Genomic DNA, 14,757 nt, shown 5'->3' on the forward strand with positions numbered 1-14,757 from the left:
CTCGATGACCGGATCGCTCGACGCGGAAACCCTCGCCAGAGTCGAGGCGCTGCTGGACCGGCAGGACATCCTCGACGCCCTGACCCGCTTCAGCCGGGGGATGGATCGCTTCGATCGGGACCTGTTCCTGTCCGCCTTCCATCCCGACGCCACCATCGCCGCAGGCGATTTCGTCGGCGGACCGGTCGAGCTGTTCGACTGGTCGAGGGCGATGCACGAGGCCGGACAGATTGCGACACAGCACAATTTGCTCAATCTCACGGTGGACATCGACGGCGACACCGCACACTCCGAGCTGTACTACCTGTTCGCCGCGCGAAATCGCGACGAGAGCAATTGGATCGCGGGCGGTCGTTATCTGGACCGTCTCGCCCGGCGCGACAATCGGTGGCGAATCCTGTTGCGCACCAACGTGATCGAGTGGTCCGGGATGGTCCCCACGATGCCGATACCGTTCGCCGACGTCCCCGGCATCCATGTGAACGACAGACCCGCACGCAGTACCGAGGATCCCTCGTACCGACGGCCACTGATCAACCTGCGAGAGCCGAACATCCCGGCCTGAGCGGTGAATCGAACGCACGACTGTGCAGGAAGGAGCGTCGCATGTCCGCACTCGCCACCGAGAAATTGAGTGAGACGGTCGGGGTGAGGATCCTCGGCGTGGACGCCGAGCGGCTGGTCACCGACGAGGAGCTGCCGGGGCAATGTCTCGAACTCCTGGAACGGCACAGCGTGCTGCTGTTCCCCGAACTGCACGCCGGGGACGAGGCCCAGGTGGCGTTCTCGCGGAAGCTGGGGCCGCTGGCGCGTTTCCCCAACTTCCCGAACGAGCACGTCATGATCATCAGCTTCGATCCGGACAATCCGAATGCGAAGTACTACCCCAGTAACGACTACTGGCATATCGACGGATCCATGGACGAGGTGCCCGCCCGCGCCTCGATCATGAGCGCGCACGTCATCACCGAGGAGGGCGGCGAGACGGCGTTCGCCAGTACCTACGCCGCCTACGAGGCGTTGTCCGAGCGGGAGAAGGAACAGTTCGCCGGGTTACGGGTGATCCATCGCATGGCCCGAATCCAGAGCCGTACTTTTCCGAACCCGACACCAGAGCAGAAGGCCGACTGGGCCCGCTTTCCGGATCGGGAGCATCCGCTGGTGTGGACGCACGAATCCGGCCGCAGGTCACTGGTTTTCGGTGCCTCCGCCGCACACGTGGTCGGCATGGATGCCGACCGAGGTCAGGCGTTGCTGGACGAATTGCAGGAGCGCGCCACCACCCCGGACCGCGTCTACACGCACACCTGGTCGGTCGGCGACCTGGTCATCTGGGACAACACCGGGCTCGTGCACCGGGCCTGTGAATTCGACCGGTCGCTGCCGCGGCGCATGCACCGATCCACTCTCATCGGACAGGAGCCGATCCAGTGAGCAGCACACAATCCCCGCGCACGGCCATCATCACCGGTGGAGCCTCCGGAATCGGCGGGGCCATCGCCCGGCAGTTGGCCGCCGACGGCGCGCTGGTGGCGATCTTCGACCGGGACGGGGAGGCGGCCCGAGCCGAGGCGAAAGCGATTGCGGGCAGCGGGTATCGAGCAGCCGGCTACGAGGTCGACGTGACCGACCGGGCCGCGATCGACGCCGGAGTCGCACAGGTGCGTGAGCAGCTGGGCGCACCCGGGATCCTGGTCAACAGCGCCGGTATCACCGTGGCCGGGCCCTCCCTGGAGGTCACCGCGGAGACCTGGAACCGGGTGCTCGCGGTCAATCTGACCGGCACCTTCGAATGCTGCCAGGCGGTACTGCCGGACATGATCGCCGCCGGGTGGGGACGCATCGTGAACATCTCGTCCTCCAGCATGCATTCGGGCGTGCCCGGGATGGCCGCGTATGTGTCCTCGAAGGCGGGCGTGGTCGGGCTCACCAAGGTGCTGGCACTGGAATTCGGGCGAAAGGGCATCACCGTCAACACGATTCCGCCGGGCTTCATCGAGACGCCCATGATGCGGGACACCCTGAGCAAGGGCGTTTTCGATATGGATCTGCAACTGGCCAAGACGCCGGTGGGCCGCATCGGCCAACCCGAGGACATCGCCGCCACCTGCGCGTTCCTGGTCAGCGAGCAGGCCGGCTACATCACCGGGCAGGTCATCGGCGTCAACGGCGGCCGCAACACCTGAATTCGTTCCGCCACAACAGGAGTCATCACCATGCCGCGCATATCCCCACTGCCGAAACCGGACTGGTCACCGGAGATGGCCGCATTCGTCGACGGATTCCGCACCTCGGTCATCGGCAACAGACCGACCGAGGAGAACCAGAGCGGAGCCCATCTGCTCGGCACTCTGGCGCGCTATCCCGCACTGGCCCAGCCGTTTCTGACCTTCAACCGTCATCTGCTCTCGGGCACCTCGCTCACTGCCCGGCAGCGCGAGCTGCTCGTCCTGCGGGTGGCATATCTGCGGCATTGTGAGTACGAGTGGGCACAGCACGTCATCCTGGGTGAGCGCGCGGGCCTGACGGCGCAGGAGATCGCCCGCATCGGCACCGCAACCCCGGCTGCCGAATGGCAGCCGCTCGAACGAGCGATGCTCGACGCGGTGGACGAACTGCTCGCCGACGGCATCATCGCCGGCTCGACCTGGGCCACATTGTCAGGTGAACTGGCCGAGCACCAGCTGATAGACCTGGTCTTCACCGTCGGCACCTACGCCATGGTCGCCATGGCCCTGCGCTCCTTCGGCGTCGAGCCGGAGGAAGCGCTGCGGCAGTATCTACCGAACCAGCAGAAAGGTTAGTATCCATTTAGGAGAATGTTATTCTCTCCGAGAGGAGCGACATGCGACGGCCTACGCGATCAGCCCGCGACAGGCGCGGCTGCCCGTTCACCGCGCCGACATCTCAGCGCCCGATCCACGCCGTGACGAGCGAGGCCGGTGACTGCCATGACTGTTGAGTCCCGTCCCGGCGCAACCGAGCCCGAGGCCCCCGCGTGGTCCCAGGCCGAGCTCCTACGCCTGATGAACGTCGAACCGCAAGGCGCGGGCCGGTATCTGGCGCCCGCGCACGGACCCACGATCCGAAATGTGGTGGAGGCCGGGCAGATGCTCGGCAGCGCGGTGGTGGCTGCGGCGAAAGAGGTTTCGCGACAACGGGTTACCTCGGTCTCGATGATCTTCTCCCGGGTAGCGCAGCACACCGAGCCGATGGCGGTGGAGGTCGATATGCTCCGTTCCGGGCGCACGCTCGGCACCGGGCAGATCCATATCCGCCAGCACGATTCGCTGTGCTGTGCGGGCATCGCCCTGCTCGACGCGACCGCGCCCGATCTGGTGCGTTCGGCCGCCCCGATGCCGCGGGTGGACCCGCCCGATGGCCTGCGGTCGATGGACATACCGGGGACCGAGGTCGCGGGCCGCGACATCCGCGTGGTGGACGATGCCTACGATCCGGACCCCGATCGGATCGGCCCGCCGGAGTTGTTCGTGTGGACGCGATTTCGCGACGCACCCGACCACGACTACCTGCACGCCGCGCTGCTGACCCAGTCCACCACGCACTGGACGGTCGCCGCCGCCCTGCGCCCGCACGCGGGATTCGGCGAGGCCATGGCCCATCGGAGCATATCCACCGGAATCACCATGGCCACCATCACCTTTCACGACGATGCCGATGTCTCCCAGTGGCTCCTCTACGCCACCCGCATCAGCTATGCCGGACGCGGCCACGCCCAGAGCGAGGGGCAGATCTTCACCCGGGACGGCCGCCTCGTCGCCTCGTACGGCGTCCATGCCATGGTGCGCGCCTTCCCGCCACGCGGCAGTTCCACCGGCGAATTGCTGTAAAGTCCTGGGCCGCGGCAACACCGGTGAGCCGCACCCTGAAACTCATCGGCCCCGATGACGGTTCCGTCATCGGGGCCCGGGGAAACGGGGAAGGCGTGGGTTCGGGTCTGCGCTACTCGGCCGCCTCCAACGACAGCGGCGTGCCGGTGTGGAAGAAATTGATCAGCCCGCCGATCCGCACGCAATGCTCGGCGCAGCGCTTGTAGTGGTGGATCAACAGCGCCAGATCCATCGCCACGGCGTGACCGTGCGGCCATTCCGGCGCCGAGACCCGGGCCAGCACCTCGGCACGCAGTTCGGCCAGCTCCGGATCGGGCGGAACGAGAGCGTCCCCCTTGCCCGGAGACGCGGCGATGGCCGCATTGGTCGCCGCGATCAGGTCGGCGGTCGCGCGGCCGATCGCCGTGAGCTGTTCGGCCACCTCCGGCGGCGCCAGCGGTTCCGGGAAGTACCGCACCGCCATCTCGGCGATACCGCTGATCAGTGAGCCGATCCTGGACAGATCGTCGGTGATCCGGATGGCGCTGACCACTTGACGTAGGTCGCGAGCGACCGGCGCTTCCAGTGCGAGCAGAATGACGGCCCGATTCTCGCAGGCCGCATATCCGGTCTGAAGTTCTTCATCGGCCGCAAGGGCCTCGTACGCGGCGGTCAGGTCGGCCCGAGCCAACCCCACCGCGGCTCGTTCGGATGCCAGGGATGCCAACTCCGCGAGCCTCCCGAGCTCCTCGCTGAGCGCCGCGAGTTCTGCGGCGAATTTAGTTCGCACGCCGTAATCTTCGCTGTTTCCCCCCGCATATGCACAACTTCCACGAAACCATCCGCTCGGTCCGTTCGGTTTCCGGTATAAGCGCCTCGGATTCCCACCACGTAGCTGTCCGCTACCAGCGTCGTAGCGTCGTTCCGGAAGGTGAAGCGCGCTACGGACATCGGTCACGATGAAGCTCGGCCGGGCATCGAGGCGGCTCGGCGGTCGTTTGCGGATCCTCTGGGCGCCAAGACTTTCGAATGATTCTCGCGGGAGACGGCGCGGCTGTCCGATGCCGAGGCGCCGCGCACCCGCTCGCGGCCCGACGCCGACCGGGCAGCCTGGCCGGGGTATCGGCGCAAGTTCCGGCGGCCGGGCCGGCTCTGGCGCACTCGGTCCGGCCAAGGTAATGATGACTGGCATGGATGATCACAGTGTGGCTGCGCAGTTGGCGGCCGAGGCCGGTGAGTTACTGCTCGAAATCCGGCACGAGGGCGGCGCGGCCGGGGATCGGAAGTCGAACGAGTTGCTGTTGCGGCGGCTGGCCGAATTGCGGCCGGACGACGCCGTCCTGTCCGAGGAGAGCACGGACAACCCGATCCGGCTCGAACGCGAGCGCGTGTGGATCATCGACCCCCTGGACGGCACCCGCGAATACGGCCAGCCACCCCGCACGGACTGGGCCGTACACGTGGCCCTGGCCGTCGACGGCGTCGCCGCCCTGGGCGCGGTGGCGCTCCCGGCTTCCGGCCTCGTCCTGCACACCGGAGAACCCCCGGTCCTGCCCCCTGCCACGGCCGGCCCGATCCGCATCGTGGTCTCCCGAACCCGCCCACCGGCCTGCGTCCACCTCCTGGTGAGACATCTCGACGCCACCACCCTGCCGATGGGTTCGGCCGGCGCGAAAGCCATGGCCGTGGTGCGCGGCGAAGCCGATATCTACGCGCACTCCGGCGGCCAGTACGAGTGGGACTCCTGCGCACCGGTGGCGGTGGCAGCCTCCGCGGGCCTGCACGTGTCCCGCCTCGACGGCTCACCCCTGCGCTACAACCGCCGCGACCCCTACCTGCCCGACCTGCTCATCTGCCGCCCGGAACTGGCCGAAGCCGCACTCGGCGTACTTCGCGCGGCATCCTGAGCGTCCCGCCGCGACGGCACCGAGCAGCTTTCCTTGCAATCCTTGTAGGCATTGCACCCTCCCTCTCGTGAGAATAAAATTCTCCTAAAACGTGAAGGAGACTTACATGCCCAAGCGGGACCTGCCATATCCCCTGTTCGATGCCGACAACCACCTCTACGAGACCAAGGAGGCGCTGACCAAGTTCCTCCCGAAGCAGTACCAGGACGCGGTCAAGTACGTGGAGGTGGACGGCCGCACCAAGATCGCGATCCTCGGCCAGATCAGCGAGTACATCCCCAATCCGACCTTCGACGTGGTCGCCGCGCCCGGGGCCATGGAGGACTACTTCAAGAACGGCAATCCCGAGGGCAAGAGCATGCGGGAGATCTTCGGCAAGCCGATCCGCTCCACCGATGCCTTCCGCGATCCGGTCGCGCGCCTGAAGGTGATGGACGAGTTGCAGATCGATCGAGCGCTGATGTTCCCGACACTGGCCAGCCTCGTCGAGGAGCGCATGAAGGCGGACCCGGAGCTCATCCACGCGGTCATCCACTCGCTCAATCAGTGGCTCTACGAAACCTGGTCGTTCAATCACAAGGACCGGATCTTCACCGTGCCGGTGATCAGCCTGCCGATCGTGGAGAAGGCCATCGCCGAACTGGAATGGGTCGTCGAGCGCGGCGCGAAGGCGATCCTGGTCCGCCCCGCGCCGGTGCCCGGTTTCCGCGGGCCGCGCTCGTTCGCGGTGCCGGAGTTCGACCCGTTCTGGAAGCGCGTGGTCGAACTCGACGTACTGGTCACCATGCACTCCTCGGACAGCGGCTACGCCCGCTACGCCTCGGAATGGGATGGGACGCAACGCGAGATGCTGCCCTTCGTCACCAACACCTTCAAGATGGTCAACGCCTGGCAGCCGATCCGCGACGCGATGGCGTCGTGGGTGTGCCACGGCGCGCTGTACCGGTTCCCGGAACTGAAGATCGCGGTCATCGAGAACGGCGCCGCCTGGCTGCCGGGCCTGCTGGACGATCTCGCCTCGATCTACAAGAAGGCCCCCGAGGGCTTCCCCAGCGACCCGGTCGAGATGATAAAGAACATCTACGTCAGCCCGTTCTGGGAAGAGGACCTGATCGAGCTGTCCGGCCTCATCGGCGCGGACCACGTCCTGTTCGGCTCGGACTACCCGCATCCGGAGGGCCTGGCCGAACCAGCCCGCTACGTCGACGAGATCAAGGACCTCTCGATCGAGGACCAGTCGAAGATCATGGGCGGCAACCTCGCCCGGCTGCTGAACGTCTGACCGGCACCCGGAACGGCGGACCTTCGCCCCCGGCGCGAATCGCCGGGGGCGAAGCCGATGCCGGGCTGGATCACGAATACCACGGCAGTGCAGCAGCATTCAGCCGACAGCTCGCCCGGCCCCGCGCACCGCTGCGAGCACACCGCCGTCGACCAGCAGGTCCGCTCCGGTCATGAAGCTCGCCCGATCCGACAGAGCGAAGGCCACGACGTCAGCCACCTCGTCGGCGAGACCGGTGCGGCCCAACGGAGTTCGCTCGATCAGCGCCGCCATGCTCGCGTGCTCGGCCGCCTCCTGGCGCCCCTGCGGGGTATCGATCAGGCCCGGCGAGACCGAGCAGATGCGCGCTCCGGCCGGACCCAGGCGCACCGCTTCCCGCTGCACGAAACGATGCACGCCGCGTTTGGCCCAGCCGTAGGCGACGCCCGGAATCTCCACCGCGGGCCCCAACACCTCGTGCAACCGGTCGAGGAAGCGCGGCTCGAGCGGATCGTCCAGGATCGCGAGGGCGGCGGGGTCCGGTGTCGTGGGATCCAGCAGCGGGGCCATCGAGGCGAAACAGACTGTGGCAGTGCCGGATACCGCCAGTGGCCGCAGGGTCCGCGCGAGCAGCGCGGTGCCGATGAGATCGACGGTGAAGATGCGTCGCCAATCCGCCATGGTCGGGGAGATTCCCGCGGCATGGGCGACCGCGCGCAACTCGCCGAGATCACCCGCCCGCGCGGCCAAATGCGCCAGCCCCTCGGCATCGGTGACGTCCAGCTCGACCGCTTCCACCGTGACGCTGGGGTTTTCGGCCGCCAGCACGTCCCGGGCGGCATTCGCCGTGGCCGCGTCCCGGTCGACCAGCAGCAGCGCGCCGACCATTCCGGCCACCCGCTGCGCGCAGGCATATCCCATGCCGCGACCGGCGCCGGTCACGATCCCCACGGCGGTCATGCGACACCACCCGACGCCTCCGGCGCGGCCCAGCAGCGCGAAAGCCCCGATTCGGCGGCGCGATCCACCAGCTCCACCCGGAAACCGTCGGCGCTGCGCAGAAATGCGAAGAACAGCCCGCCCTCCGCGCCGGGGCGGGTGGCCTCGGCCAGATAGCCGTGCCGCAGCAATGCCTCGGTGTCGGCGGCGACATCGTCGGACCAGAAGCCGATGTGGTGCACCCCGGCCTCCCCCGCCGGATCCCACAGCGTGTCCGCCACGCTGCGCACGACTTCCAGACGCGGAACCGTGACCGAGTACACGCACCGCAGATCCAGGTCCACGGCCTTGCCGTCGGGCAGATCCACCGTGACGGGGCCGCCGACCTCCGGCCCCCACTCGTAGCCGAACACCTCGGTCAGGCGCGTCACGGTGACGTCGAAATCCGCCGCCACTATGCCGATGTGGAATTGATCACCAGGCTCAAGAATTGCATTCTTCATCACGAGAAGGATATTCTCACCTCTGAGAGAGGAGGCGCAATGGCATGGGATTTCGAGACGGACCCCGAGTACCAGCGCAAGCTCGACTGGGCCGATGAGTTCGTCCGCGAGGAGGTCGAGCCGCTCGATCTGGTCTGGGAGCACGAGCAGTTCGTACCGCTGGACGGGCCACGCCGCGCGGCGATCGAGCCGCTCAAGAAGCAGGTGCGCGAACAGGGATTGTGGGCCACACACCTGGGCCCGGACCTGGGCGGACAGGGTTACGGACAACTGAAGTTGGCGCTGCTCAACGAGATTCTGGGTCGCTCGTCCTGGGCGCCGATCGTCTTCGGCTGCCAGGCCCCGGACACCGGTAACGCCGAGATCATCGCCCACTACGGCACCCCCGAGCAGAAGCGGCGCTATCTGCAACCGCTGCTGGACGGCGAACTGTTCTCCAGCTATTCGATGACCGAACCGCAGGCCGGCGCCGACCCGACCCGCTTCGAAACCCGCGCCACGCGCGACGGCGACGACTGGATCATCAACGGCTGGAAGTTTTTCTCCTCCAACGCGAAAACCGCGGCCTTCCTGATCGTCATGGCCGTGACGAATCCGGATGTCAGTCCGTACCAGGGCATGTCGATGTTCCTGGTGCCCACCGGCACCCCCGGCATCGATATCGTGCGCAACGTCGGACTGTACGGCGAACCGTTGGACGGCGGCTCACACGCGCTCATCCACTACGACAACGTCCGGGTGCCCGCCGAAGCACTGCTCGGCGGCGAGGGCCAGGCCTTCGTCATCGCGCAGACCCGCCTCGGCGGCGGCCGGATCCACCACGCGATGCGCACGATCGGCTTGGCGCAGCAGGCGCTGGACATGATGTGCGAGCGCGCCCTGAGCCGCGAGACCGCCGGAAGTCGTCTGGCCGACAAACAATTCGTGCAGGGCTACATCGCCGACTCCTACGCGCAGCTGGCCCAGTTCCGGCTGTTCGTGCTGCACACCGCGTGGAAGATCGACAAGTACAACGACTACAAGAAGGTCCGCAAGGACATCGCCACCGCGAAGATCATCATGCCGACGGTGCTGCACGACATCGCCTGGCGCGCGATGCAGGTCCACGGCGCGCTCGGCACCACCAACGAGATGCCGTTCTTCCGGATGATCCACGGCGCGGGCGTGATGGGTCTGGCCGACGGCCCGACCGAGGTGCACAAGGGCACGGTCGCCAAACAGGTACTGCGCGATTACGAACCGACCGACGGCATGTGGCCCACCCAGTGGATTCCCGCGAAACAGCAGGCCGCGCGGGAGAAATTCGCCGAGTACCTGGAGCACGAGGCAGGCAACCTGTGAGCATCGAAAACGGTTCTCACACAACGCGAATCGAGCCCACTCGAATGGAAGCAGGGCAATTATGAGCATCGACACCGCCCGGCTCGCGACCTGGATGGACGAGCAGGGCCTGCCCGGCAAGGGCGAGCCGCTGGAGGCGCGATTCCTGTCCGGCGGTACCCAGAACGAGATCTATCGCATCAGCCGGGGTGAGCATGTGTGCGCGATCCGCATGCCACCGCCCGAGGCGCCCGCCGACCGAGATGCGGGCATTCTGCGCGAGTGGCGGATCATCGAGGCGCTCGAGGGCACCGACGTCCCGCACACCGCGGCGGTCGCGGCCTGCACCGACGCCTCCGTCCTGGGCCGGACGTTCTATCTGATGGGTTTCGTCGACGGCTGGTCGCCGATGGATCACCGCGGCGTGTGGCCCGAACCGTTCGACTCCGATCACACCCTGCGCGCGGGGCTGGGATATCAACTCGCCGAGGGGATCGCGCTGCTGTCCCGGGTGGACTGGAAGGCCAAGGGACTGCACGATCTGGGCCGCCCCGACGGTTATCACGAACGTCAGGTGGCGCGCTGGCTGAGCTTCTACGACCGGATCGATGGCGCGCGCACCCTCGACGGCATGGACGTGGCGACCGAATGGCTGCGCACCCACCGGCCGTTGGACTACCTGCCCGGTCTCATGCACGGTGATTATCAATTCGCCAACGTGATGTTCGAACACGGCGGCCCGGCCCGGCTGGCCGCCCTGGTGGACTGGGAGATGGGCACCGTCGGCGATCCGAAGCTCGATCTGGGCTGGATGCTGCAGGGCTGGCCCGAGGATACGAGCGATCCCGCGGTGGCGAACAAGGGCTACGCCAATATGCAGTACATGCCCTCACGGGAGCAGATCCTGGCGCACTATGCCGAGGTCTCGGGACGTCAGGTCGACGATATCGACTACTACCTGATCCTCGCCAAGTGGAAATTGGCCATTGTGCTCGAACGCGGCTACCAGCGCGCCAAGGGCGATGTGAAATTGGAATCGTTCGGCCCGGTCGTGGTCGACACCATGCGTTCGGCCGCCGAACTGGCGGAAAGCACGCAGTACGCATGATGACATCCAGGAAGGAATCTCGATGACCGAGAACACCGATGCGAACAGCGAACTCGTCGTCGAACGGTCCGGCGCGGTACTGATCGCTCGCCTCAACCGGCCCGAAGCACGCAATGCGTTGAACGGCAATCTGATTCGCGGCATCGGCCAGGCCGTTATGGATGCCGAGTCGGATCCGGACATCCGCGCGATCGTACTCATCGGCACCGGCGACCGCGCCTTCTGCGCGGGCATGGATCTGCGCGCCTTCGCCGAAGGTGAGGGCTTCGGCACCGATGCCGCCACCGAGGCGTACGGGCGACTGAGCAAGGGGCAGGCGAGCGTGCCGGTGATCGGCGCGGCCAATGCCACGGCGGTCGGCGGCGGCCTGGAGTTGCTGCTGGGCTGCGATCTCATCGTGGCCTCCTCGGCCGCGAAATTCGGTTTCCCCGAGGTGAAGCGGGGCCTGTTCGCCGCTGGCGGCGGCACCACGGTCGGCACTCGCATTCCGCTGGCCATCGCACTGGAACTGCTGCTGACCGGCGATTTCGTCAGTGCTGCACGGGCATACGAAGTCGGGCTGATCAATGCCGTCGCCGAACCCGATGAAGTGCTGTCCACCGCACTGGCCCTCGCCGAGCGGATCGCCGCCAACGCGCCGCTGGGCCTGGCCGCGTCCAAAGAGCTCGCACGGCTGGCGGTTACCGATGCCGACAAGGCCGAGGCGCGTCTGAAGACCTGGCAGGCAAAGGTTTTCACCAGCGCCGACGCCAAGGAGGGCGCACGCGCCTTCGCCGAGAAGCGCACCCCGCAGTGGCAGGGTAACTGAGATGCGCGCGGTGGTCTGCCCGGCCTACGGGCCGCCGGAGATCATCCGCATCGAGGAACGACCGTCACCCGCACCCGGACCGGGACAGGTCCGGGTGCGGGTCGGGGCGGCCGCGGTCAACTTCCCCGATGTGCTGGTGATCGCGGGGGAATATCAGATCAAGGTGCCGCCGCCGTTCGTGCCGGGCAGCGAATTCGCCGGGGCCGTGGTCGAAGTCGGCGGCGATGTCACCGATCTCGCTGTGGGTGACCGAGTGACCGGCACCGGCATCGTCGGTGCGTTCGCCGAGGAGGTGGCCGTACCCGCCGCCGGGCTCGCACCCATCGCCGACGGCGTGGACGACCACCGCGCCGCGGCGTTCGGCGTCGCCTATCGGACCGCGTACCACTGTCTGCGGTCCGTGGCGCGGGTGCGCACCGGGGACCGGCTGGTGGTGCTCGGCGCGGGCGGCGGGGTCGGCCTCGCCGCGGTACAGCTGGGCGTACACCTGGGCGCGGAAGTGACCGCGGTGGCATCTTCACCCGAAAAGCTGAGCGCGGCAGCGCAATACGGCGCGGCTCAACTCATCGACCACACGGCCGGCGACCTGCGCGGCGCGCTCCGCGAGGCACTGCCCGACGGTGCGCACGCGGTACTGGACCCGGTAGGGGGCCGGCTGTCCGAACCCGCACTGCGCTCACTGCGGCGCGGGGGCCGATTCGTCACCATCGGCTTCGCCTCCGGCATCATCCCGCAGATCCCGCTGAACCTGGTGTTGGTCAAGGGAATTCATCTCCTCGGCTTCCAGTTCCAGGACCTGGATCCCGACGAATTCCGCCGCAACGAGCAAGAACTACGCCGACTGCTCACCACGGGACAGGCGAACCCGCACATCAGCGCGGTCTACCCGCTCGACGAAGCGGCCACCGCCCTGCGCCGGGTCGCCGACGGCCGAGCCGTCGGCAAGATCCTGATCGACCTCACGGCGACCCGCTGACGACGGGCGAATGCCCGACGCCGGTCCGCCGAACCGGATTCTTCAGCCGATGAAATCCGAAATATATTGCCGGAAGGTCTATTTCGAGTCTTCTCGTCCGTTACCTCGCGCTCGACGGCCGACATCGATACAATGACGTCCGCTCGTATGTTCGTGATGGAGGGTAGTGCCGAGGTGGGACGTCACCGGAAGACGCCGGAACCAACGGTCCGGCGTAAGTCGATGATCGCATTGTCCGGTTTGGTTCCCGGGGTGGTCTCCGTAACTACCCTTGCTACACAGGCATCGGCCGCGGAGGTCGCGCCCGCGGTCCAAGCGATCGCGCTGCCCACCGGGTCGGCCTCCGGATCGGCGGGCACGGGCTCCGCGGACTCCGGATCGGCCGGCGGCTCGAGCGCTCCGGAAATTCCCGGGATCGCGGCGACCGCGTACAAGGTCGCCGCTGTCGAACTCGCTGTGGAGCAACCTCAGTGCCACATGCCGTGGCAGTTGCTCGCCGGTATCGGCCGCGTCGAATCGCACCACGCGAACAACGGGAACGTCGACATGTTCGGGACGGCCCGTCAGAAGATCTACGGCCCGGCTCTCGATGGCACGCTGCCCGACAACGAGGTGATCCGCAACAGCGCCGGCAAATTCATGCGCGCGGAAGGACCGATGCAGTTCATGCCCGCGACGTGGGCACGCTACTCACGGCCGGGCGGCAACCCGCAAAATCTCTTCGACGCGAGCTACACCGCCGGAAATTACCTCTGCTCGGGCGGGCTGAACATGCAGAACCCGGCACAGCGAACAGCCGCGATCCTGCGCTACAACCATTCGATGGCCTACGTCACCCAGGTCATGGGCTGGGCCCATCGTTACCAATAGCGCGCCCGAGTCGAGACGCATTCGACCTCACGCAGTGGCACCGAGCCGGCACGCGATCTGATAGACGTTGCCGAACGGATCGCGCACCATCGCCCGCCGGTCGCCGTACGGTGTGTCGAGCGGAGCCTCGATGGTGACGGCTCCAGCGGTCACCGCACGCTGATATGTCGCGGCGACATCATCGACATAGATGTACAGGAATGCCGGAAACCGCTCGCGCTCGCCGGATGCCGACACCATCACCAGTGAGTCGCCGATCCGGACCTCGGTCGGTCGATTCGGCTCGACCTCGCCGACAGCCCCGAATACCGTCCGCAGGAACGCAACCGCGCCCGGTTGGTCATCGACCACCATGCGTGGCGTCACCGAGTGAAATCCCGGCGGAAGAGCAGAAGCCGTAGTCATCCGGAAAGTCTTGCACGCGAATTTCCCGACCGTACCGGCCCGACCCGCTGATGCCGCAATCCGCTCGTCGAAGACGGATTCGCGGGCATCCTCGCCGGTGGCAAGGCTCGTCGAGGGCGTCGTGGGATACTGGTTGTTCTGCCGTCGATCAGCGGGGGTCGAGTTCAACCGGTCGGGGATCGGCGGGACGAGCAGGAGAGATCGGTGAGTCAGCCGTCGCGATTCGACACGGACGCATTGCGCGCGTTGGTCGCGACATTGGAAGAGCTCATCGGCCAAGCGTCCCGCACGGTCGACGAGTTGAAGGCGGCCATCGCGTCCGCCGACATATATACGACGGACGGTGCTGCGCAAGCGTTCACCGCGACGTCGACACCGATACCGGAGCATCCGGAGACGCCGCAGCAGCGTGCCGCCGATTCCGCTCCGCTGCCTACTCCGTGGTCCCGTAGGCGAGCGACGATACCGGCACCTCCGGTAGACCGTCCGATCAGGACGGGGCTCGACACCGTGCCACCGATGCCCATATCCGCGCCCATGCCCATGCCGCCGCCCAGGCCAATGTTCGTGCCCACACTCGCGCCCGCGCCCGTGCCGACGTCCGCGCCCCTGCCCATGCCGACATCCACGCCAACGCCTGCGCCCGTGCCGACATCCACACCCATGCCCGTGCCGACGCCCACACCCACGCCCGTGCCGATGCCGATGCCCACGCCGACGCCCGTGCCGATGCCGATGCCGATGCCGATGCCCAGCGTGACGGCCATTCCGACCGATCTCGAATTTCTGCTCCCGCGGAGGACAACGACACCGCCCCGTGCGGACGAGCC

The 14,757-nt window shown here is 67.1% G+C and carries 17 protein-coding genes; 12 read left to right on the forward strand and 5 right to left on the reverse strand.

Going from position 1 to position 14,757, the window contains the following annotated elements; translation table 11 throughout:
* Nucleotides 1–4: 4 nt before the first annotated feature.
* From NV1_RS09000 to NV1_RS09020, 5 genes are all read left to right on the forward strand, one after another.
* The gene (locus NV1_RS09000; protein ID WP_067888769.1) at nt 5–565 is read left to right on the forward strand and encodes a nuclear transport factor 2 family protein; all 561 of its coding nucleotides are present in this window, start codon (nt 5–7) and stop codon (nt 563–565) included.
* Nucleotides 566–606: 41 nt separating this feature from the next.
* Entirely contained in the window at nt 607–1,434 is an 828-nt protein-coding gene (locus tag NV1_RS09005; RefSeq protein ID WP_067887827.1) for a TauD/TfdA dioxygenase family protein, read from the forward strand.
* Entirely contained in the window at nt 1,431–2,186 is a 756-nt protein-coding gene (locus NV1_RS09010) for an SDR family NAD(P)-dependent oxidoreductase (protein ID WP_067887830.1), read from the forward strand. The genes NV1_RS09005 and NV1_RS09010 overlap by 4 nt, the downstream gene beginning before the upstream one ends.
* Nucleotides 2,187–2,216: 30 nt before the next feature.
* Complete coding sequence (locus NV1_RS09015) at nt 2,217–2,804, forward strand: carboxymuconolactone decarboxylase family protein (RefSeq protein ID WP_067887834.1); 588 nt, start codon at nt 2,217–2,219, stop codon at nt 2,802–2,804.
* A gap of 147 nt (nt 2,805–2,951) precedes the next feature.
* Complete coding sequence (locus NV1_RS09020) at nt 2,952–3,851, forward strand: acyl-CoA thioesterase (protein ID WP_084525205.1); 900 nt, start codon at nt 2,952–2,954, stop codon at nt 3,849–3,851.
* A gap of 112 nt (nt 3,852–3,963) precedes the next feature.
* On the opposite strand, the gene NV1_RS44495 is transcribed toward NV1_RS09020, so the two are convergent.
* Complete coding sequence (locus tag NV1_RS44495; protein ID WP_067887846.1) at nt 3,964–4,620, reverse strand: phosphate signaling complex PhoU family protein; 657 nt, start codon at nt 4,618–4,620, stop codon at nt 3,964–3,966.
* 400 nt (nt 4,621–5,020) lie between these two features.
* Between NV1_RS44495 and NV1_RS09030 the strand changes: the two genes are divergently transcribed.
* Together NV1_RS09030 and NV1_RS09035 are read left to right on the forward strand one after the other, a co-directional pair.
* A complete protein-coding gene (locus tag NV1_RS09030) occupies nt 5,021–5,737 on the forward strand; it encodes a 3'(2'),5'-bisphosphate nucleotidase CysQ (RefSeq protein WP_067887849.1) in 717 nt (238 codons plus the stop codon).
* 106 nt (nt 5,738–5,843) lie between these two features.
* Nucleotides 5,844–7,019: an amidohydrolase family protein gene (locus NV1_RS09035; protein ID WP_067888772.1), complete on the forward strand. Its 1,176-nt coding sequence runs from the start codon at nt 5,844–5,846 to the stop codon at nt 7,017–7,019.
* A 99-nt stretch (nt 7,020–7,118) separates the two neighbouring features.
* Here the strand turns inward: NV1_RS09035 and NV1_RS09040 are convergent, their stop codons facing one another.
* Both NV1_RS09040 and NV1_RS09045 read right to left on the reverse strand, forming a co-directional pair.
* A complete protein-coding gene (locus NV1_RS09040) occupies nt 7,119–7,958 on the reverse strand; it encodes an SDR family oxidoreductase (protein WP_067887852.1) in 840 nt (279 codons plus the stop codon).
* Nucleotides 7,955–8,440: a VOC family protein gene (locus NV1_RS09045; protein ID WP_067887854.1), complete on the reverse strand. Its 486-nt coding sequence runs from the start codon at nt 8,438–8,440 to the stop codon at nt 7,955–7,957. The genes NV1_RS09040 and NV1_RS09045 overlap by 4 nt, the downstream gene beginning before the upstream one ends.
* Before the next feature lie 39 nt (nt 8,441–8,479).
* Between NV1_RS09045 and NV1_RS09050 the strand changes: the two genes are divergently transcribed.
* The 5 genes from NV1_RS09050 to NV1_RS09070 all read left to right on the forward strand — a co-directional run bounded on the left by NV1_RS09050 (nt 8,480) and on the right by NV1_RS09070 (nt 13,522).
* A complete protein-coding gene (locus tag NV1_RS09050) occupies nt 8,480–9,781 on the forward strand; it encodes an acyl-CoA dehydrogenase family protein (protein ID WP_067887857.1) in 1,302 nt (433 codons plus the stop codon).
* A 61-nt stretch (nt 9,782–9,842) separates the two neighbouring features.
* Complete coding sequence (locus NV1_RS09055; RefSeq protein WP_067887860.1) at nt 9,843–10,868, forward strand: phosphotransferase family protein; 1,026 nt, start codon at nt 9,843–9,845, stop codon at nt 10,866–10,868.
* Between the two features lie 22 nt (nt 10,869–10,890).
* The gene (locus tag NV1_RS09060; RefSeq protein ID WP_067887863.1) at nt 10,891–11,676 is read left to right on the forward strand and encodes an enoyl-CoA hydratase-related protein; all 786 of its coding nucleotides are present in this window, start codon (nt 10,891–10,893) and stop codon (nt 11,674–11,676) included.
* Nucleotide 11,677: 1 nt separating this feature from the next.
* On the forward strand, nt 11,678–12,652 hold the full coding sequence (locus NV1_RS09065) for an NADPH:quinone oxidoreductase family protein (protein ID WP_067887866.1): 975 nt from the start codon (nt 11,678–11,680) through the stop codon (nt 12,650–12,652).
* 147 nt (nt 12,653–12,799) lie between these two features.
* Nucleotides 12,800–13,522 carry a lytic transglycosylase domain-containing protein gene (locus NV1_RS09070; protein ID WP_067887869.1) on the forward strand — a complete coding sequence of 241 codons (723 nt, stop codon included), beginning with the start codon at nt 12,800–12,802 and terminating at the stop codon, nt 13,520–13,522.
* 27 nt (nt 13,523–13,549) lie between these two features.
* On the opposite strand, the gene NV1_RS09075 is transcribed toward NV1_RS09070, so the two are convergent.
* Complete coding sequence (locus NV1_RS09075; protein WP_307628685.1) at nt 13,550–13,927, reverse strand: VOC family protein; 378 nt, start codon at nt 13,925–13,927, stop codon at nt 13,550–13,552.
* Nucleotides 13,928–14,136: 209 nt separating this feature from the next.
* Nucleotides 14,137–14,694 carry a hypothetical protein gene (locus tag NV1_RS43360; RefSeq protein ID WP_067887875.1) on the reverse strand — a complete coding sequence of 186 codons (558 nt, stop codon included), beginning with the start codon at nt 14,692–14,694 and terminating at the stop codon, nt 14,137–14,139.
* Between the last annotated feature and the right edge of the window lie 63 nt (nt 14,695–14,757).

The sequence above is a fragment of the Nocardia vaccinii NBRC 15922 genome (assembly GCF_001613305.1).
Taxonomy (GTDB): Bacteria; Actinomycetota; Actinomycetes; order Mycobacteriales; family Mycobacteriaceae; genus Nocardia; species Nocardia vaccinii.

What these genes read in the sequence shown, in the direction of transcription:
- NV1_RS09065 (WP_067887866.1), top strand. Translation starts at nt 11,678, where the DNA reads ATGCGCGCGGTGGTCTGCCCGGCCTACGGGCCGCCGGAGATCATCCGC.
- NV1_RS09055 (WP_067887860.1), top strand. Translation starts at nt 9,843, where the DNA reads ATGAGCATCGACACCGCCCGGCTCGCGACCTGGATGGACGAGCAGGGC.
- NV1_RS43360 (WP_067887875.1), bottom strand. Translation starts at nt 14,694, where the DNA reads ATGGCCGTCACGCTGGGCATCGGCATCGGCATCGGCATCGGCACGGGC.
- NV1_RS09020 (WP_084525205.1), top strand. Translation starts at nt 2,952, where the DNA reads ATGACTGTTGAGTCCCGTCCCGGCGCAACCGAGCCCGAGGCCCCCGCG.
- NV1_RS09040 (WP_067887852.1), bottom strand. Translation starts at nt 7,958, where the DNA reads ATGACCGCCGTGGGGATCGTGACCGGCGCCGGTCGCGGCATGGGATAT.
- NV1_RS09075 (WP_307628685.1), bottom strand. Translation starts at nt 13,927, where the DNA reads ATGACTACGGCTTCTGCTCTTCCGCCGGGATTTCACTCGGTGACGCCA.
- NV1_RS09060 (WP_067887863.1), top strand. Translation starts at nt 10,891, where the DNA reads ATGACCGAGAACACCGATGCGAACAGCGAACTCGTCGTCGAACGGTCC.
- NV1_RS09030 (WP_067887849.1), top strand. Translation starts at nt 5,021, where the DNA reads ATGGATGATCACAGTGTGGCTGCGCAGTTGGCGGCCGAGGCCGGTGAG.
- NV1_RS09050 (WP_067887857.1), top strand. Translation starts at nt 8,480, where the DNA reads ATGGCATGGGATTTCGAGACGGACCCCGAGTACCAGCGCAAGCTCGAC.
- NV1_RS09035 (WP_067888772.1), top strand. Translation starts at nt 5,844, where the DNA reads ATGCCCAAGCGGGACCTGCCATATCCCCTGTTCGATGCCGACAACCAC.
- NV1_RS09000 (WP_067888769.1), top strand. Translation starts at nt 5, where the DNA reads ATGACCGGATCGCTCGACGCGGAAACCCTCGCCAGAGTCGAGGCGCTG.
- NV1_RS09045 (WP_067887854.1), bottom strand. Translation starts at nt 8,440, where the DNA reads ATGAAGAATGCAATTCTTGAGCCTGGTGATCAATTCCACATCGGCATA.
- NV1_RS09015 (WP_067887834.1), top strand. Translation starts at nt 2,217, where the DNA reads ATGCCGCGCATATCCCCACTGCCGAAACCGGACTGGTCACCGGAGATG.
- NV1_RS09005 (WP_067887827.1), top strand. Translation starts at nt 607, where the DNA reads ATGTCCGCACTCGCCACCGAGAAATTGAGTGAGACGGTCGGGGTGAGG.
- NV1_RS09070 (WP_067887869.1), top strand. Translation starts at nt 12,800, where the DNA reads ATGTTCGTGATGGAGGGTAGTGCCGAGGTGGGACGTCACCGGAAGACG.